The sequence below is a fragment of the Rhodococcoides sp. S146-33 genome (genome assembly GCF_059489205.1).
The window spans coordinates 61777-80301 of record NZ_JCAJWY010000011.1 but is presented as its reverse complement, the minus strand read 5'-3'; the positions used below and the strand labels follow the sequence as shown (position 1 = coordinate 80301).

Annotated in this window: 13 protein-coding genes; 4 read left to right on the top strand and 9 right to left on the bottom strand. The window is 64.5% G+C overall.

What is annotated here, in order from left to right; all coding sequences use genetic code 11:
• Window positions 1-216 precede the first annotated feature (216 nt).
• The 8 genes from AC5WEY_RS25130 to AC5WEY_RS25095 form a co-directional block, all read right to left on the bottom strand.
• On the bottom strand, window positions 217-4038 hold the full coding sequence (locus tag AC5WEY_RS25130; RefSeq protein ID WP_495647996.1) for a multifunctional oxoglutarate decarboxylase/oxoglutarate dehydrogenase thiamine pyrophosphate-binding subunit/dihydrolipoyllysine-residue succinyltransferase subunit: 3822 nt from the start codon (window positions 4036-4038) through the stop codon (window positions 217-219).
• A gap of 110 nt (window positions 4039-4148) precedes the next feature.
• A complete protein-coding gene (locus AC5WEY_RS25125; protein WP_495647999.1) occupies window positions 4149-7877 on the bottom strand; it encodes an ABC transporter ATP-binding protein in 3729 nt (1242 codons plus the stop codon).
• Window positions 7878-8108: 231 nt separating this feature from the next.
• Window positions 8109-8879, bottom strand: coding sequence for an ABC transporter permease (locus AC5WEY_RS25120; RefSeq protein WP_057475411.1), 771 nt, complete (start codon window positions 8877-8879; stop codon window positions 8109-8111).
• Window positions 8876-9967: an ABC transporter ATP-binding protein gene (locus tag AC5WEY_RS25115; RefSeq protein ID WP_495647995.1), complete on the bottom strand. Its 1092-nt coding sequence runs from the start codon at window positions 9965-9967 to the stop codon at window positions 8876-8878. Before AC5WEY_RS25115 ends, AC5WEY_RS25120 begins: the two co-directional genes overlap by 4 nt.
• Before the next feature lie 111 nt (window positions 9968-10078).
• Window positions 10079-10918, bottom strand: a complete 840-nt coding sequence (locus AC5WEY_RS25110; protein ID WP_495647994.1) for an LLM class F420-dependent oxidoreductase — start codon at window positions 10916-10918, stop codon at window positions 10079-10081.
• Between the two features lie 43 nt (window positions 10919-10961).
• Window positions 10962-11681 carry a hypothetical protein gene (locus AC5WEY_RS25105; protein ID WP_495647993.1) on the bottom strand — a complete coding sequence of 240 codons (720 nt, stop codon included), beginning with the start codon at window positions 11679-11681 and terminating at the stop codon, window positions 10962-10964.
• Window positions 11682-11710: 29 nt separating this feature from the next.
• The gene (locus AC5WEY_RS25100) at window positions 11711-12727 is read right to left on the bottom strand and encodes a glutathione S-transferase family protein (RefSeq protein WP_495647992.1); all 1017 of its coding nucleotides are present in this window, start codon (window positions 12725-12727) and stop codon (window positions 11711-11713) included.
• 85 nt (window positions 12728-12812) lie between these two features.
• Window positions 12813-13556, bottom strand: coding sequence for a GNAT family N-acetyltransferase (locus AC5WEY_RS25095; RefSeq protein ID WP_495647991.1), 744 nt, complete (start codon window positions 13554-13556; stop codon window positions 12813-12815).
• 173 nt (window positions 13557-13729) lie between these two features.
• Between AC5WEY_RS25095 and AC5WEY_RS25090 the strand changes: the two genes are divergently transcribed.
• The 3 genes from AC5WEY_RS25090 to AC5WEY_RS25080 all read left to right on the top strand — a co-directional run bounded on the left by AC5WEY_RS25090 (window position 13730) and on the right by AC5WEY_RS25080 (window position 16398).
• Complete coding sequence (locus tag AC5WEY_RS25090) at window positions 13730-13933, top strand: cold-shock protein (RefSeq protein WP_008714360.1); 204 nt, start codon at window positions 13730-13732, stop codon at window positions 13931-13933.
• Between the two features lie 312 nt (window positions 13934-14245).
• Entirely contained in the window at window positions 14246-14947 is a 702-nt protein-coding gene (locus tag AC5WEY_RS25085) for a PadR family transcriptional regulator (protein ID WP_495647990.1), read from the top strand.
• Window positions 14944-16398 carry a DHA2 family efflux MFS transporter permease subunit gene (locus tag AC5WEY_RS25080; protein WP_495647989.1) on the top strand — a complete coding sequence of 485 codons (1455 nt, stop codon included), beginning with the start codon at window positions 14944-14946 and terminating at the stop codon, window positions 16396-16398. The genes AC5WEY_RS25085 and AC5WEY_RS25080 overlap by 4 nt, the downstream gene beginning before the upstream one ends.
• A gap of 92 nt (window positions 16399-16490) precedes the next feature.
• Here AC5WEY_RS25080 and AC5WEY_RS25075 read toward each other — a convergent pair whose 3' ends face one another.
• Window positions 16491-17636 (bottom strand): acyl-CoA dehydrogenase family protein, encoded by a 1146-nt coding sequence (locus AC5WEY_RS25075; RefSeq protein WP_057475419.1) that lies wholly within the window; start codon window positions 17634-17636, stop codon window positions 16491-16493.
• Between the two features lie 89 nt (window positions 17637-17725).
• Between AC5WEY_RS25075 and AC5WEY_RS25070 the strand changes: the two genes are divergently transcribed.
• Window positions 17726-18517 (top strand): enoyl-CoA hydratase/isomerase family protein, encoded by a 792-nt coding sequence (locus AC5WEY_RS25070; RefSeq protein WP_495647988.1) that lies wholly within the window; start codon window positions 17726-17728, stop codon window positions 18515-18517.
• Window positions 18518-18525: the final 8 nt, after the last annotated feature.

The window sequence follows — 18525 nt, the reverse complement described above, 5'->3', positions numbered from 1 at the left end:
CTCTCGCTGCCCGGGTCTGGATCAATGCGCCATTGTTGCAGTCTGACTGACTGAATCTCGCATTCATCCAGTCTGCCGCCGTGGCCCCAGTCGGATGAATGTCCCTTTGTTGCAGTCTGACCGACTGAATCTCACATTGATCCCAAACCCGGGGCCCAGGAACGACAACAGCGGCCCACTTCCGAAGAAGTGGGCCGCTGTTGTTACCGAACGTGTCTAGCCTTCGCCGACTGCGTTGAAGGCCTCGTCGATGATTTCGAGTTGCTCGACGGCGTGCACCTTGCTCGAGCCCGACGACGGCGCGGACATCGCGCGACGGGAGATGCGCTTGATGCCGACCAGCTTCTCGGGCATGAGCTCGGGCAGTGCGAGACCGAAGAACGGCCAGGCACCCTGGTTCGCAGGCTCTTCCTGAACCCAGCGGAATTCCGTTGCGTTCGGGTAGCTCTCGAGTGCTTCCCGGATCCGGCGGACCGGCACGGGGTACAGCTGCTCGACGCGGACGATCGCGACGTCTTCGCGGTTGTCCTTCTGCTTGCGAGCGAGGAGCTCGTAGTAGAGCTTGCCGCTGACCATCAGCACTCGCTTGACCGCGCTGCGGTCGCCGGTGCCGGTGTCGTAGGTGGGCTCGTCGAACACCGAGTGGAACTTGCCGTCGGTGAAGTCCTCGATGTTGCTCACTGCTGCCTTGTTGCGCAGCATCGACTTCGGGGTGAAGACGATGAGCGGGCGACGAATGCCGTCACGCGCGTGCCTGCGCAGCAGGTGGAAGTAGTTCGCGGGGGTCGAGGGGAGTGCGACGGTCATCGAGCCCTCGGCGCACAGCGTCAGGAAGCGTTCGATGCGTCCGGACGTGTGGTCGGGACCCTGGCCCTCGTGGCCGTGCGGCAGCAGCAGCACGACGTCGGAGAGCTGACCCCACTTGGCTTCACCGGACGAGATGAACTCGTCGATGATGGACTGAGCGCCGTTGACGAAGTCGCCGAACTGCGCTTCCCACATCACCAGTGCGTCCGGGTTGCCCACGGAGTAGCCGTATTCGAAGCCGACGGCTGCGAACTCGCTCAATGCAGAGTCGTAGACCATGAACTTGCCGGGGTTGTCGCTGCCGATGTTCTGCAGCGGGGTGTACTCGGCACCGGTCTTGCGGTCGATGATCACCGAGTGTCGCTGGGTGAACGTGCCACGGCGGGTGTCCTGGCCGGAGAAGCGAATGTTGCGTCCCTCGTCCACCAACGATCCGAGTGCCAGCAGTTCGCCGAAGGCCCAGTCGACCTTGCCCTCGTGCGCCATTTCGCGACGCTTCTCGAGCACCGGCTTCACGCGCGGGTGCACGTTGAATCCGTCGGGAACGTCGAGGTGCGCATCGCCGATGCGGTGCAGAACAGCCTTGTCGACGGCCGTGGTGAGCTTGGCCGGCAACTGCTGGTCGAGCTCGACCGATTCGCTGGGTTCCGGGGTGTACTTCTCGAGTTCGCGCACTTCGTTGAAGACGCGTTCGAGCTGGCCCTGGTAGTCGCGGAGTGCATCCTCGGCTTCCTTGAGCGAGATGTCTCCACGGCCGATGAGCGATTCGGTGTAGCTCTTGCGGACGCTGCGCTTGGTGTCGATCACGTCGTACATCGCCGGCTGGGTCATCGAGGGGTCGTCGCCCTCGTTGTGACCGCGACGGCGGTAGCAGATCATGTCGATGACGACGTCCTTGTGGAACTTCTGACGGAAGTCCACGGCCAGCTGAGCAACCCAGGCGCAGGCCTCGGGGTCGTCGCCGTTGACGTGGAAGATCGGCGCAGCGATCATCTTGGCCACATCGGTGCAGTACTCGGACGAACGCGAGAACTCCGGTGACGTGGTGAAGCCGACCTGGTTGTTGACGACGATGTGCACTGTTCCGCCGGTGCGGTAGCCCCGTAGATCGGACAGGTTCAGTGTCTCGGCGACGACGCCCTGGCCGGCGAATGCGGCATCTCCGTGGAGCATCAGCGGCAGGACGGAGTAGCCACCCTGGCCGGTGCCCTTGTCCAGCAGGTCCTGCTTGGCGCGGACGAGGCCTTCGAGAACAGGGTCGACGGCTTCGAGGTGCGACGGGTTCGCGGTGAGCGAGACCTTGATGTCGTTGTCCCCGAACATCTGGATGTACGTGCCCTCGGCACCGAGGTGGTACTTCACGTCGCCGGAGCCGTGTGCGGCAGCCGGGTTCATGTTGCCCTCGAACTCGGTGAAGATCTTCGAGTACGGCTTGCCGACGATGTTGGCGAGCACATTGAGGCGGCCACGGTGAGGCATGCCGATGACGACCTCGTCGAGGGCGTACTCGGCACTCTGATCGATGACGGAGTCCATCATCGGAATGACCGCTTCCGCGCCTTCGAGCGAGAAGCGCTTCTGCCCGACGTACTTGGTCTGCAGGAACGTCTCGAACGCCTCGGCCGCGTTGAGCTTGCTCAGGATGTACTTCTGTTGCGCCACAGTCGGTTTGACGTGCTTTGCCTCGACGCGCTCCTGCAGCCACGAAACCTGCTCGGTCTCGAGGATGTGGGTGTACTCGACGCCGACGTGGCGGCAGTACGAGTCGCGCAGCACGCTGAGGACGTCGCGCAGCTTCATCTTGTCCCGGCCGTGGAATCCGCCGACCTTGAACTCGCGGTCGAGGTCCCACAGCGTCAGGTCGTGGCTGATCACGTCGAGGTCCGGATGCATCCGGAACTTGTCCTTGGTGAACTGCAACGGGTCGGTGTCCGCCATCAGGTGACCGCGGTTGCGGTACGCCGCGATGAGCTCGAGCACGCGGGTGTTCTTGTCGACCGTGCCCTCGGGCAGATCCTTGCGCCAGCGGATGGGCTCGTACGGAATCTTGAGCGAATGGAACAGCTCGTCGTAGAACTCGTCGCTGATCAGCAGGTTGTGGATCGTCTTGAGGAAGTCACCCGACTCCGCACCTTGAATGATGCGGTGGTCGTACGTCGAGGTGAGCGTCATGAGCTTGCCGACGCCGAACTCGGCGAGACGCTCGTCGCTGGCACCCTGGAACTCGGCCGGGTACTCCATGGCACCGGCACCGATGATGGCACCCTGGCCGTTCATCAGACGCGGCACCGAGTGCACGGTTCCGATTCCACCGGGGTTGGTCAGCGAGATGGTGACGCCCTGGAAGTCCTCACCGGTGAGCTTGCCGTCGCGGGCGCGCCGGACGATGTCCTCGTAGGCGTTGTAGAACTGCGTGAACGTGAAGTCCTGCGTGTTCTTGATGGCAGCGACGACGAGCGAGCGGTTGCCGTCCTTGCCGGGCAGGTCGATCGCGAGGCCGAGGTTGATTGCAGCCGGAGTGACGGCGTTCGGCTTGCCGTCGACCTCGGCGAAGTGGCGGTTCATGTTCGGGAACGCCTTGACGGCCTGCACGATGGCGTAGCCGAGCAGGTGAGTGAACGAGATCTTGCCGCCGCGCGTGCGGGCGAGGTGATTGTTGATGACGAGACGGTTGTCCACCATCAACTTCGCCGGAATCGCACGCACACTGGTTGCGGTCGGAATCTGCAACGAGGCCGACATGTTCTTCGCTACCGCTGCTGCTGCGCCGCGCAGGATCTTGCTCGACTCTTCACCGAATTCGGCTGCTGCCGGGGCCGATTTTGCGGGAGCGGACTTCTTCTCGGCCGGCTTTGCCGCGGCGGCCGGCTTCGCAGGCTCGGCCTTGGGAGCGGCTGCTTTCGGGGCAGCCTTGGGAGCTGCGGCCTTCTGAGCGTCGGCTTTGGGAGCGGTGTCCTTCTGCGGAGCCGAGGCGGCAGGCTCGGCAGGAGGCGCGGGTGCTGCGGGGGGAGCGGACTTTGCCGAACTACCGTTCGAGGCTGCGCCGTTGCCGTTACCGGACGCACCGTTGGAGCTGCCGGCGGTCTCGTCGGTCACGGCCTCGGGGTCGTAACCGCTGAGGAACTCGTGCCAGCTTGCGTCGACGGAAGCAGGGTCTTGCTTGAATCGCTGGTACATCTCGTCGACCAGCCATTGATTTTGTCCGAATTGGGTAGTAGAGCTGCTGCTCACGGCAGTAGTTCGCCTCGTTTCTGTCTTCGTTCCCGTTCAGCGCGCGTACGACTCCAGGCTAGACCTTTGGTCCAGCTCACGTGCGCCCGGGACGTAGCTGTGATATGTACTCACCGGTAACCATCGGCCTCGTTGTCGATGACTCCTTGGACTATCGAATTATTCCCCCGGTTCGTTTCCGCCGCAGTCCACAACCGAGCGTAGAAACCGCCCCGGTCGCGAAGTTCCGAATGGCGTCCGGTCTCCACGATACGTCCGCCGTCCACCACGACGATCAGATCTGCCCGTGCTGCGGTCGCCAAACGGTGCGCGACCACCACTGCGGTGCGGGTGCGAACGACCGCATCGCTGGCTGCGAGGACGGTGCGTTCGGTGGCCGGATCGAGCGTGGCGGTCGCCTCGTCGAGGAGGAGCAGATCGGGGTCGACCAGTTCGGCCCGTGCCAGCGCGATCAGTTGTCGTTGGCCTGCGGAAAGCCCCTGACCGCGCTCTCCGACGGGTTGGTTCATACCGCCGCGAAGTGCAGCGATGGTGGTCAGGGCACCCACCGAGCGAGCCGCGTTCTCGATGTCGGCCCGGCTGGCGTCGGGTCTGCCGTAGGCGATGTTCGACGCCACGGTTCCGGTGAACAGGTGCGCTTCCTGCGGTACGACGCCCAGTCGTTGTCGATAATCGGAGAGTCGATAGTCGCGCAGGTCGTTGCCCCCGACGCGCACCGATCCTGAGGTCGGATCGTAGAAGCGGGCCAGCAGTTTCACCACGGTGGATTTGCCCGCGCCGGTTCGCCCGACCAATGCGACGGTGGTGCCGGCCGGGATGGTGAGAGATACCTCACTCAGTGCATTCGAGTGAGCTCCGGCATAGCGAAACCCGACGTCGACGAGGTCGATGTCGGCGCGGAGGCGACCGCCGGGAAGTGCGGTCGTATTCGCGGTCGTGGCGGTTTCGATCGAACTCGGGGTGCGCAGCAGATCGCCGATGCGTCCGACGCCGACGCGGGCCTGCTGGTAACCGTCGAACACCTGTGAGAGCTGCTGAATCGGTCCGAAGAGCAGTCCGAGATACAGGACGAACGGCACGAGGGTGCCCGCGGTAGTGGTGCCGGTCGCGATCTGATGAGCACCGACGAACACGACGACGGCGAGGGCGATGTCGGACAGCAACGTGATGAGCGGGAAGAACACCGAGATCGCCGTCTGCGAGCGCATGCGGCTGGTCCGGTACCTGTCCGAGCGTTCGGCGAACCGGGATGCGGCGTACTCCTCGCGCCGGTAGGCCTGTGCAGCGCGCAGGCCCGTGACGTTTTCCTGGAAATCGGCGTTGACGATCGAGATGCGCTCGCGGGACGTCGAGTACGCCGCCGACGAGATCCGGCGGAAGAGGACGGTGGCCACGGCGAGGGGCGGTACGACCGCCAACGCCACCAGGCCGAGAGTGAGGTCCGTGACGAGCAGTGCGGCCGCGATACCGACGACGGTCAACACGCTCACCACAGCGGTCGAGGCTCCGGTCTGAATGAACGACGACAGTGCATCGACGTCGGTGGTCATCCGAGTCATGATGCGGCCCGAGAGCTCACGCTCGTAGTAGTCCAGGCCGAGCCGCTGAATGTGTGCGTAGCTACGCACACGAAGACCGAAGAGCACTCGCTCACCTGCACGCGCGGTGATGACCGTCGTCCAACAGACGACGAACCAACTCGCCGCTGCCAGCAGAACGCCGATCGACGTGGCGATCCACAGCGTGTTCGAGTCTCCGCGCGCCACTCCGCTGTCGACCGCGTAGCGAACGAGCGAGGGAAAGGCGATGGAGGCCAACGAGTCGAGTGCGAGCAGCACGACGACGGCGGCGAGCAACATCCGGACCGGGCCGAGCAATCTGGACAATCGGAATCCCGGGTCGGGTCGGCGGAGATCGGATCCCGACGCGTCCGGGTCCTCGGTGGCCGGCGGCAGGGCCGCGACGGCCGCGGCAATGGCGGGTGTCGGTGCCAGTGAGCCGAACGCCCCCGCCATTGCAGTTCCGTGCCCACCGCCGCCTCCGGGCGCTGCCACGTTGCCGGTCCCGGCCGACGACTCCGGCGCGGTCTCGGGCCACAGCGTCTCGGTAGAGGGCTCCTCGATCGGGCGCTGGGCCGGCTCGGTGCCCGGTTCGTCGTCGCCACCGGCCAGGAGAGTCCGGAACAACGGGCAGCGCCGGTCCAGTTCGTCGACCGTCCCGGTGTCGATGATGCGGCCGTTGTCGAGCACGGCGACACGGTCGGCCAGTGTCAGGGTCGAACGGCGATGAGCGAGAACGAGGGTCGTGCGCGTCCGGATACCACGCAACGCGTCGAATATCGCGGCTTCGGTTTCCGCGTCGACGGCGGATGTGGCGTCGTCGAGAATCAGAATCCGCGGTTCGACGAGCAGGGCGCGTGCCAGGGCGATGCGCTGGCGCTGGCCTCCGGAGAGGGTCAGTCCGCGTTCGCCGACGAGGCTGTCGTATCCCTCGGGCAACGCGTCGATGAAGGTGGAGGCCTGCGCCAGGCGCGCCGCGCGCTCGATGTCCTCGGAAGTGGCGTCGGGCCTGCCGAGGGCGATATTGGCGGCGATGGTGTCGGAGAACAGGAACGGTTCGTCGAACACCAGTGACACCGCCTCGCGCAGTGACGCGGAGTCCAGGTCGTCGATATCGATCGCAGTACCGTCCGACGTCAGCGCGATCTGTCCCGCGGAGGGTCGGTAGAAGCGGGGGAGCAGCAGTGCGAGCGCGGTTTTCCCGGAGCCCGCATGTCCGACCACGGCAACGGTCTCCCCGGGGGAGATGGTCAGGCTCAGATCGGTGAGCACGTCCCTCTCGGATTCGAAACCGAACGTCACTTCGCGAATGTGAACCCCGAGAGGTCCGTCGGGCAAGGGAAGAGGCTGTGCCGGTTCCGGGTCGGACGGTTCGGTGTCGACCACCTCGTAGACGCGTTCGACGGCCGCCCGGGAGAGTTGCGCCATGATCACCACGGACGAGACGGTCCTGGTGACGGCGGACAGCGTGGCGACGTAGGTCGCGAAGGCCAGGAACGTGCCGATGGTGATGTGGCCCTGCAGCGCGAGGTATCCGCCGAGAGCGATGACGCCGACGAGACCGAGCTGCGGAATGGTGGCCATCGTCGGCGCGAACCGAGAGTTGATCTTCGCCGACCTCATGCGCTCGGCGAACAACGTGCGGCCGAGGGCTTCGATGCGATCGACGGCGCGGGCTTCCTGGCCGAAGCCCTTGACCACTCGAACGCCGGTGACGGTCTCTTCGACGTGTTGCGCAAGATCGGCGGCACGTTGTTGAGCCGACCAGGTGGCGGCGAAGAGCGTCGGCCGTATTCGGTACACGACGATGCTGACCGCGGGAACGATGAGGACCGCGACGACGGTGAGCAACGGCGAGAGATACGCCATCACCACCAGCGCGAGAACGAACTGCAGTATCGCTCCGGCCGAGAGCGGCACCATGGCCAGAAGGCCCTGGACGAGTTGGAGGTCGGTGATCGATCTCGACACGACCTGGCCGGTCCGGATCTCATCCTGTTTGCGACCGTCGAGCCGCTGCAACGATGCGAGTAGATCCAGACGTAAGTCGTGCTGAACGTCGATCGAGAGCCTGCCGGCGAGCATGCGTCTACCGAACTGGCAGGCGAATCGCACCAGACCCAGCAGGCCGATGGCGACGGCGACCGTGAGAATCACGTCGCTCTTGCCTGCGGTCGCGTCGTCGATCGCCACTCTGGTGAGCAGCGGGAACGAGATGTCGATGACCGCGGCGATCATCGTGACACCCAGCGCGCCCAGCGCCGTCCGACGGTGCAGCATGCATTGCGCTGTCAGACGTCGGATCCAGCCGCGCGGGGTGCGCGACGCCGCGCTGTCGGGCGAGACATCACCAGTCGGCGGAACGGACTCGACGAAGGTGCCGTTGTTCGCCGCATCGCGATCCACTGCCGCGCCGCGGTTCGTCACCGAATTACTGTGTGCCATCGATAGACCAAAGTAGACCCGGGTACCGACAGCATTCGTCGTCGATCGCGGGAACCGGTCCCGACCTCAGTCGATGTCGCGAGTGCGGGCCAGAAACCAGCCGGCGCCGGTGAGGATTGCGGCCCACACTGCGAGTCCGAGCGGTGCCCACGGCCACGACGCCAGATCGCCGGTGCCGTCCAATTGGGTGGCCGCCATCGTCGGCAGGGTCAGGTTCGACGGCAGCACAAAAGCAACCGGTCCCAGTCCTACTCCCGACAAGATCAGGGAGATCAGACCCTCGCCGAACGGGAGCCAGGCGACGAGCACGATGGCCGCCCAGGTCGGAGATTTGAGCAGCAGGCCGAGCCCTGCACCGATCATCGACCACAGCACGACGGCCAGCAGGCACGACGCGACCACACCGATGAACGGGCCGTCGAGGATCACGGTCCGGTCGTTGAAGATCAACAGGCAGATCAGGCTGGCCAGCAGTACCACCAGGCCGTACCCGAGCCCGAACAGGGCGGTGACGATCAGTTTGGCGGCGATCACTCCGTCGCGGCCCCGGGCCGTCAAGAAGCTTGTCGTGATGGTCTTGTGGCGAAACTCGGTCCCGGCATTGACGGCACCGAAGATTCCGGCGAAGAGGATTGCGGCCCCGGCGGCGACGTACAGGCCGATCGAGGCGACACCACCCGAGATATCGAGGTCCTCCTCGTACGGACCCAACTGGTTCGCGATCACCGAGGTGATGACGGACGCGAAGATCCCGACGACGATCGGCGCGATCGCCAGTGCCCACCAGAACTTCAGCGTCGTGACCTTGCGGATCTCCGACGTCAGCAGCGCGTTCATCGCTGGCCCCCGTTCCAGTTCTGCGGCGGACCCCAATCAGGCGGCGGCGGGCCGTACCCCGGCGGCCCATAACCCTGTGGCGGACCGTAGCTCTGCGGTGGGCCGTAGTTCTGTGGCGGCCCGTAACCCTGCTGATATCCCGGCGGCGGGCCGGACGGATTCCGACCGATCGGTGCCGCGGTGTACTGCCCCGCCGTCATCGACAGGAACACCTGCTCGAGATCGACGTGCTCAGCGGTGGTGCCGAACACCGTGACGTCGGCACCGGCGGCGATGCGTGCGATCGTGGCCGCGTCGGTGCCGGCGACGCCGATGCGGCCGTCGGGCAGGAGCTGGGTGTCGTTCAGGCCGTTCGACGCCAATGCGATGGCCAGTTTCGCCGGGTCCGATGCCGCCACGAGCACGCGGCTCGGACGGCTGGACCGCAATTGTGCGATCGAACCCTGATACATCAACGATCCGGCGCTGACGATCACCAGATTGTCGACGGTCTGCTCGATTTCGCGAAGGACGTGACTCGAGATCAGGACCGTCCGCCCGGAAGCGGCGAATGCCTTCAGAAAATCGCGGAGCCAGGCGATCCCCTCGGGGTCGAGACCGTTCGCCGGTTCGTCGAGCACGAGAATTTCGGGGTCTCCGAGTAGAGCCGTCGCCAATGTCAGACGCTGCCGCATGCCGAGCGAGAAGCCGCCCGCGTGGCGGTGGGCAGCATCGCCGAGACCCACCAGGTGCAGTACGTCGAGGGCGCGGCTGTCGGGCACGCCGATTGCCGCGGTGTAGATCTTCAGGTGATGCGCGGCGCTGCGTTTGGGGTGCATGCTCAGCGAGTCGAGAACGGCCCCCACCGTGTGGGCCGGGTGGGCAGCGGCACCGAACGGTGCGCCGTTCACGAGCCCGATTCCCGAGGTGGGTGCCACGAGCCCGAGCAGCATGCGCAGTGTGGTGGTCTTACCCGATCCGTTGGGACCGAGGAATCCGGTGACGGTTCCGCGCGGAACGACGAAGCTCAGATCCGACACCGCTCGGACGGTGCCGAATTGCTTGGTCAGTGCCTGCGCTTCCAGCGCTGCTCCCGAGTAGCTGGTCATCGCTGCGGAATCCCCCTGGCCGTCGAAATGCACGTGTAACGGTTGCGCGCGGCAACCGGTACACGAGGCTACGGGGTAGGACCGACTTCGTCGCGGATGCAGGCCCCGGCGTCAGCGATGAAGCGCGTCGGCGATCTCGCGGTAGGTCTCGAGCGGATCGGCGTCGTCGGGAAGAGAATGCAGCGTCACGTGGGACGCGCCTGCGGTGAGGTGTTCGTTCAATCGTGCGGCGATAGCGTCGGCCGTGCCGTGCGCCACCAGCGCGTCGATCAGTCGATCGCTGCCGCCGTCTCCGATTTCTTCGTCCGAGTAGCCGAGCCGGTTCAGATTGTTGGTGTAGTTGCGCAGGTGAAGATAGGGGTTGTTCACCGGTGGCCGGCCGATCGACCGGGCCTTCTCCGGGTCGGATTCGAGAACTACCTTGTGCTCGGGTGCCAGTATCTTGTTCGGCCCCAACGCTTCTCGCGCCTCACGGGTGTGCTCGGGGGTGGTCAGGTACGGATGCGCACCGGCTGTACGGTCGGCGGCCAACGCGAGAACCTTGGGGCCGAGCGCGGCGAGGACGCGTCGCTCCACCGGCACTCCTGCAGCGTCCAGCTCGTCCAGATACGACACCAGCGCGTCGTACGGCTTGGTGTATTCCTGCGTCGCTTCCGGGTGGCCGGCTCCGATTCCGAGGAGGAACCGTCCAGGATGCGTCTCTTCCAGCCGGTGATAGGACTGCGCGACGTCCGCGGCTGCGTCCGACCAGATGTTGACGATGCCAGTTGCCACGACCACCGTCTCGGTGGCGTCCAGGATCTCTTCGGTGGTGGTCAGATCCGCAGGCGGGGAGCCGCCGAGCCAGATCGTTCCGTATCCGAAGGACTCGATGGCACGAGACAGTTCGGGGGTGAACGCCGAATGAAGTCGCCAGACGCCGTACTTGCCGAGTTCAGGTGTAGAAGTCATATCCGATGTCAACGCAGCAGCCTCTCGAAGATTCCGGGCATTCTCACTCGTCCGGGTCGATGATGCGGTTTTCCGGGAACCGAGCGGGCGGCGGACCGAAGGCGTCACGTGCGTTCTTGATGACGCCCTTGCCCACCACGCGGTTGCCCGCGCCGCCGATCGCTGCGCCGATTCCGGCGGGCAGCATCTTGCCGACCAACAGCGCGCTGCGTTTGGCGAGATATTTGGTGATGAACTTCTTCACGAGGGACTTGTTCATGCTGGTCATCGAGCCGCCGGGGATGCGGGACGTGATCAGCGGTCCCCAGTTCTTGGCGGTCTTGCCGACCGTCCGCTGCACGATCTGCATGCCTGATTCGCCCAGGGCAACCGACAGCACCAACGCGCGCCGCTGCTGGTGGTTCTCGACGGGGATGCCGTGGACGGATGCGACCGACAACGTCAGTAGTGCCGAGGACTCGATGAAGAAGGCGGTTTCGGCACCCACAGCGGCGAGCGAGGCGGCAGTTCCGATGCCGGGAACGGCCGCAGCACCGCCCACGGCGGAACCGCTGCCGGTGACCGCGAGCAGGAATCGCTTCTCCAGCCGTTCGATGATCTGGGCCGGAGTGTCGTAAGGGTGTGCACGACGCACGTGCGCCACGTACTTGTCGACGGCAGGCCCCTGCAGGCGGCTGGCGTTGTCGAGAATGTTCACCAGCGCGCGTTCGAGCCTGCCTCCGTTCGAGACCTCGACCTGCGCGTCGTCGTTCTTGCGGGCCATGGGTCCTCTTTCTTGTCGCGAGATGTGAGTCAGTGCACCCAGTGGGCAGCTGGCACGAGCTCGTCCGGCTGCGGGGGTGGGGGTGCGGTGCCGTCGCCGAAGGGAGAACCGCCCAGAGACTCCCGCCCGTGCGGCTCCAGCCAGCCCTGTAGATCCGGGCCCTTCGGCACGATGCCCGACGGATTGATGTCGGTGTGCACCTCGTAGTAGTGCCGCTTGATGTGGTCGAAGTCCACGGTGTCGCCGAATCCGGGGGTCTGGAAGAGATCGCGGGCGTAGTTCCACAGCACCGGCATCTCGGTGAGCTTGCTGCGGTTGCATTTGAAGTGGCCGTGATAGACGGGATCGAAGCGAACCAGGGTGGTGAACAGGCGTACGTCGGCTTCGGTGATGTGGTCTCCGACGAGGAAGCGCTGTGTGGACAGGCGTTCGACGAGCCAGTCGAGGCGGGCGAAGAGTCTGTCGTAGGCCTTGTCGTACGCCTCCTGTGAACCGGCGAATCCGCAGCGGTAGACACCGTTGTTGACGTCCTTGAACACCAGTTCGGCAACCTCGTCTATCTCGCTGCGCAGTGCTTCGGGGTATAGGTCGGGGGCACCGTCGCGGTGGTACTGCGTCCACTCGGTGGACAGATCCAGCGTGATTTGCGGGTAGTCGTTGGTGACTACCTCGCCGGTGGGGACGTCGACGATGGCGGGGACGGTGATGCCGCGCTCGTAGTCCGGGAACCGGGCGAAGTAGGCGTCCTGCAGCCTCTCGATTTTCAGAACCGAATCGATCCCGCCGGGCTCTTCCTGGAAGTTCCAGCTGCGCGGATCGTGAGTCGGACCCGGAATGCCCAGGGAGAGAACATCTTCGAGTCCCAGGAGTCGACGCACGATGATGGACCGATGCGCCCACGGGCAGGCGCGCGCAGCGATCAGGCGATACCGTCCCGGTTCCACCGGATAACCGTCGCGGCCGTCGGCGGTGATCCGTGACGGTATGTAGTTGGTGTCGCGCTTGAATTCCTTGCCCGGTTCCACGTATGCGGCTTCGTCGGCCATGCTCTCGAACTCCTCACATCGTTCTTGCTCCGGCGCATTGGCAGGTTGTTTCGACGCTACCCAGTTCGGAGTCACCTCAACCGGGTCAGGCTCGAACCACAGCTGTGTGGCACACACCGATTTCGGTGTATCCCAGCCGCGCGGCGAGGCGTCGGGCAATGGAATTCTCGGGACGTGAGCGCCACTGCGGGATCAAGCCCTCGTCGATGGCGTCGTTTGTGGCCAGCCGGCCGACCACCTGAGCGTGACCCCGGCGGCGGTGATTCGGGTCGGTCAGTACGCGCATGTCGGCCAGAACGATGTGCTCCTCCGAATAGCCGGCGGAGGCGAGCGAGTGCGCCGAGTCTGCGGGCCTGTCGTCGCCCAGCAGCGTGAACCAGTTCCGCGAGACCGCTTGTCCGAACGCCTCGGCAACATCGGCATCGGCGCACTTCGCCGCCAGGTTGCGGACATGGACGGCATCGTGGGAGATCAGCGGATCGTGCACGTCGATGGAATGGCCGATGTCCGAGCCGTATGCCAGCGTGTGCGTGCCGATCTCGTATCGGTCCGAGCGGTCGCCGAGTATCGAGGACATCCAGGTCCGGTCCTCACCCGGCCTGCCGGTGACCGAGCGGGAGGTGTCGATCGCCCAGGACGGCCCTGCGATCACGGTGGTGTCGGCCAGTTGCAGCACGGTGACGTGATCCGTCGAAACGAGGTGTTCGACGCGGTCCGCGTCGGTGTTCAGGGCCGTGTCGTCCAAGCCCAGCTGCCGGCACCAGGCCAGGCGGACGATGTCGAGTTTGTGGGAGTCGAACCGGCCGGCGTCGAAAAGTGAGAGATCCACGCGTCGAGACTAGCCATGGCGCCCGTGAGCACCGTTTCTGTTTCACCGTCCAAAAGCAATCTTTCGAACTTTTTTGCCCCCGGTGTTTCCCTCAGCGCCGATTGATGGCAGACTCGCATTTGAGATTAGAGCTTCGACGTGAAGATCTAGCTCGCTTACAGAAGGTTTACAGAATGACGCAGGGCAGTGTGAAGTGGTTCAACGGCGAAAAGGGCTTCGGCTTCATCGAGCAGGATGGTGGCGGACCGGACGTTTTCGTTCATTACTCGGAGATTCAGGGTAGCGGCTTCAAGTCGCTCGACGAGGGCCAGCGCGTGGAGTTCGAGGTGGGCCAGGGTCAGAAGGGCCCCCAGGCTACCGGCGTCCGCGCCATCTGATTCAAGCTTCGTAACCCGATTTCTCCTGGCGGAGTGACCTTCTCGAAGTAATCACCGCCAGAAACTCGGTGACAAGGCCGGATACACGGAAGAAATTCCGAGTATCCGGCCTTCGTCTGTTCGAACGGGACATCGACGGCGGTCGGTGTCCCTACGGCGTTCGATGGGCACCGTGTTCGTTGGGCAATGTTGTGGCTTTTGTCCGTTTCGGCCCAGGTCGGAGCTTTTGTCGGGGTTGTCATCCACTGAATCAGGACGCTATATTCCAACTGGAATAATTCGACTGGGATATCGAGAGGGTGGTGAGGTTCGATGCGTAGGGAGGCAGTGAACCCGCTGGCGGTCTCGGTCCTCGCCCTGCTCTCGGAGGGGTCGATGCATCCCTACGAGATGTATCAGCTCCTTCTCGAGCGCAAAGAGGACCGGATCGTCAAGATCCGCCCCGGATCGCTCTATCACGCCGTTGCTCGACTCCACGGGCAGGAATTGATCGCCGAGGTCGGAACCGACCGCGGGGGTAACCGTCCCGAACGCACCACTTACGAGATCACCCCCGCCGGCAGGCGTGTTCTGGTCGACCGGCTTGCCGAGATTCTTGGCTCCCCGGTCCGCGAATACCCACAGTTCACCCTCGGCCTGTCCGAGATGCACAACCTACCGGCATCCGAAGCGACCGCGCTGCTCCGTGCGCGCACCGAAGACCTGGCTCGGGAGATCGAAGAACTTTCCGGATTTCAACAGCTCGCACAGCAACGCAAGGTATCCGAAATCTACTGGGCTGGAATCGATTACACCTACCACATGCTCGTCGCCGAAGTGAAGTGGTTGACGAGCTACATCGCTCGCGTCGACAGCGGCGAGCTCGAGTGGCCGCATGCCATATCTGCACAGCACACCGCTCTGACCGATCCGCACCGACCACACGATCCCGACGCCTCGGGACCGACACACGATCCCGACGCCTCGGGACCGACACACCATCCCGACGCCTCGGGACCAGGGAGAACGCAATGAACACCGTCGAGACCGTCCCAGTCCAACAGGAAATCAAACCGTGGCCCGCTCTGTGGGCGCTGTGCCTCGGGTTCTTCATGATTCTGGTGGACACCACCATCGTCGCCGTCGCTCAGCCCGCGATTCTCGCCGGACTGAACACGGACATCAACAACGTCATCTGGGTCACCAGCGCGTATCTCCTGGCCTATGCCGTTCCACTACTGGTCACGGGTCGGATGGGGGACAAGTTCGGCCCGAAGAACCTGTACATCGCCGGCCTCGTGCTCTTCACCCTCGCGTCCGTGTGGTGCGGACTGTCGGGATCGATCGAGATGCTCATCGCGGCGCGCGCGGTTCAGGGTCTCGGCGCGGCGATGATCACCCCGCAGACGATGGCCGTGATCACTCGCGTGTTTCCGGCAGAGAAGCGCGGAACTGCGATGGGAGCATGGGGCGCTGTCGCAGGCGTCGCGACGCTCGTCGGGCCGATTCTCGGCGGCGTGCTGGTCGACTCGCTCGGCTGGGAGTGGATCTTCTTCATCAACGTGCCGGTCGGAATTGTCGCAATTGCGTTGGCGCTGAAGTTCGTTCCGGTGTTGCCGACTCACGATCACAAGTTCGATCTGCTGGGCGTTGCGCTCAGTGCCGTCGGACTCTTCTGCATCGTCTTCGGCATTCAGGAAGGCCAGAAGTACGACTGGGGTACCGGTGTCTGGATCCTCATCGGTGTGGGGTTGCTCGTCTTCGCGGGGTTCGTCTACTGGCAGTCCGTAAACAAGAACGAGCCGCTGGTGCCGTTGGCATTGTTCCGCGACCGTAACTTCTCGTTGTCCAACGTCGGTATCGCAGCCATGGGCTTTGCGATGTCCGGCATGATGCTGCCGATCATGTTCTACGCGCAGAGTGTCACCGGTTTGACGCCTACCCGGTCGGCGTTGCTGTTCGTGCCGATGGCGCTGCTCACCGGAATCCTCGCGCCCAATGTCGGCAAGCTGGTCGACAAGACGCACCCCCGCTACATCGCCGGTTCGGGGCTGTTCATCCTCGCGGCCGCGCTGCTGTGGTTCGCGTACGAGATGACGCCCACCACCGCAATCTGGAAGCTGCTGCTCCCGGTCGCGGCTATGGGCGTGGCAAACGCGTTGATCTGGTCTCCGTTGGCGGCCACGGCAACCCGCAATCTGCCGATGAGTCAGGCGGGCGCGGGATCGGGTATCTACAACACCACCCGAATGATCGGGTCGGTTCTCGGTAGTGCCGGCATCGGCGCGCTCATCCAGTCTCGGCTGGCCGCCGAGCTACCCACCGATGGATCTGCAACGGGGGCAAACGAATTCGCAGGTCGCGTACCGGAGATGCTGCGCGACGGCTTCACCACCGCCATGGCGCAATCGCTGATCCTGCCCGCCGCCGTATTGATCGTCGGCATGATCGCGGTCTGCTTCTACGCCCGGCCCGCGTTCGAGTAACCATGTGAACGGAACTTCGTAGCCCACTACGAAGCCGGAGTGGAGCCTGCGGAACGACCGCAGGCTCCGCGTGCACATGCGGCGAAGCCGCTCTACAGGCCCAGATCCCGGCCGATCAGTTCCTTCATGATTTCGTTCGAGCCGGCCCAGATCTTCGTCACGCGAGCATCTTTCCAGGCGCGGGCGGCGCGGTATTCGTTCATGAATCCGTAGCCGCCGTGCAGCTGGACGCAGTGGTCGAGGATCTCGTTCTGCACCTGCGAGCTCCACCACTTCGCCTTGGCTGCATCGATGGCGGTGAGTTCACCGACGCCGTGGGCGGCGATGCAGTTGTCGATGTACGCCTGTGCCACATCGAGTTTCGTGACCAGTTCGGCGAACAGGAACTTGTTCCACTGCAGCGAGCCGATCTGCTGGCCGAAGGCCTTGCGGTCCTTGGCGTACTGCAGCGTCTCCTCGAGAATGGGGCGCACATGACCGAGGTTGGCCACCGAGCAGCTGATGCGTTCCTGGGGGAGCAGCTGCATCATGTGGATGAAGCCGCCGTCGAATTCGCCGATCATGTTCGAGCTCGGGACACGCACGTTCTCGAAGAACAGTTCGGCGGTGTCGGATTCGGGCTGCCCGACCTTGTCGAGTTTGCGGCCGCGGGAGAACCCTTCGGTGCCGTTCTCGACGGCGAAGAGCGTGATGCCCTTGGCTTTTTTCTCCGGCGTCGTGCGGGTGGCGACGATGACGAGGTCGGCGGAGTTGCCGTTGGTGATGAAGGTCTTGGATCCGTTGATGATGTAGTCGTCGCCGTCCTTGACGGCGGTGGTCTTCAGGGCGGCGAGGTCCGAGCCGCCGGACGGCTCCGTCATGGCGATCGCGGTGAGGATCTCGCCGCTGCAGAAACCGGGCAGCCAGCGCTTCTTCTGTTCCTCGGTGGTGAGCTTGACGAGGTACGGAGCGACGATGTCCACGTGAATACCGAAGCACGACGCCACCGCGGCACTCGAGCGGGCGAGTTCCTCGGCGAGGACGGCGTTGAATCGGTAGTCCTCTGCCCCGCTTCCGCCGTATTCCTCCGGTACTTCGAGGCCGAGGAAGCCGTTGCGTCCCGCTTCGAGCCAGATCTCGCGGTCGATGTACCGCTGTTCGACGAGCTTCTCCTCGACCGGGGTGATGGTTCGGGTGACGAACTCGCGCACCGATGCACGGAAGTCCTCGTGATCGGCCTCGAACAGGCTGCGCTTCATGTATGTGTTCCTCTCGGTAACGGTGACTTATCTGCGCACAATACTCGCTGGTAACAACCGTCCGAGACGGGTGTGGCACTATGCGAACCATGGCTGACGCACCCACTTCGCTCGTTCGATCCACCACAGATGCCGGCGCAGAGATCGCTGTCCTCACCTTCGATCACGGTCCGCTCAACCTTTTCGATCAGGCGATGTTCGACGCGGTGGCCGCGAACGTCGCCGATCTCGTCGCGCGACCGCCTCGTGCGGTACTGCTGCGCGCCGAGGGCAAGGTGAACTCGGCAGGCGTCGACGTGCACGTGTTCGAGGGCCTGTCCGCCGCGCAGGGTGCCGATCTGTGGCGTGGTCTGTTCGCCGACATCGCGCATCCACTCGAGGCGCTGTCCTGCCCGGTGATCTACGCCGCACACGGTCTGACCCTCACCGCGGCATTCGAGATCTCGTTGGCCTGCGACATCATTCTGGCCGGACCGAAGGCGAAATTCGGTCTGGTGGAGACCGTCGTCGGGTTGACGCCGTCGATGGGTGGGCCGCAGCGTCTGGCCGAGCGAGCCGGTTCGGGTCGGGCCCGCGAACTCGTCATGACCGGAGATCTCTACGACGCCCAAACGTTGAAGGAGTGGGGCGTGGTCAACCAGGTTCACGAGGATGTCGACGCCGCGGCACTCGCGCTGACGCACCGTCTGGCCGACGGCCCCACCGTCGCGCACGCGGCGACGAAACAGATTGTGGCTGCCTGGCGTTCGGGCGGCGTGGCGCACGCGGACGAGATCACGTCGGAGGTGTCGGGTGCGTTGTTCGAGACCGACGATCTGCGGGGTGCGGTGCAGAGCTTCCTCGAGGTCGGCCCGGGTAAGGCGACGTACACCGGCAAGTAGCATCGGAT

Excerpts from the sequence above, each read along its gene's own strand:
- AC5WEY_RS25120 (WP_057475411.1), bottom strand. The coding sequence starts at position 8,879 with ATGAACGCGCTGCTGACGTCGGAGATCCGCAAGGTCACGACGCTGAAG.
- AC5WEY_RS25125 (WP_495647999.1), bottom strand. The coding sequence starts at position 7,877 with ATGCTGCACCGTCGGACGGCGCTGGGCGCGCTGGGTGTCACGATGATC.
- AC5WEY_RS25070 (WP_495647988.1), top strand. The coding sequence starts at position 17,726 with ATGGCTGACGCACCCACTTCGCTCGTTCGATCCACCACAGATGCCGGC.
- AC5WEY_RS25100 (WP_495647992.1), bottom strand. The coding sequence starts at position 12,727 with ATGGCCGACGAAGCCGCATACGTGGAACCGGGCAAGGAATTCAAGCGC.
- AC5WEY_RS25115 (WP_495647995.1), bottom strand. The coding sequence starts at position 9,967 with ATGACCAGCTACTCGGGAGCAGCGCTGGAAGCGCAGGCACTGACCAAG.
- AC5WEY_RS25090 (WP_008714360.1), top strand. The coding sequence starts at position 13,730 with ATGACGCAGGGCAGTGTGAAGTGGTTCAACGGCGAAAAGGGCTTCGGC.
- AC5WEY_RS25085 (WP_495647990.1), top strand. The coding sequence starts at position 14,246 with ATGCGTAGGGAGGCAGTGAACCCGCTGGCGGTCTCGGTCCTCGCCCTG.
- AC5WEY_RS25110 (WP_495647994.1), bottom strand. The coding sequence starts at position 10,918 with ATGACTTCTACACCTGAACTCGGCAAGTACGGCGTCTGGCGACTTCAT.
- AC5WEY_RS25080 (WP_495647989.1), top strand. The coding sequence starts at position 14,944 with ATGAACACCGTCGAGACCGTCCCAGTCCAACAGGAAATCAAACCGTGG.
- AC5WEY_RS25075 (WP_057475419.1), bottom strand. The coding sequence starts at position 17,636 with ATGAAGCGCAGCCTGTTCGAGGCCGATCACGAGGACTTCCGTGCATCG.
- AC5WEY_RS25105 (WP_495647993.1), bottom strand. The coding sequence starts at position 11,681 with ATGGCCCGCAAGAACGACGACGCGCAGGTCGAGGTCTCGAACGGAGGC.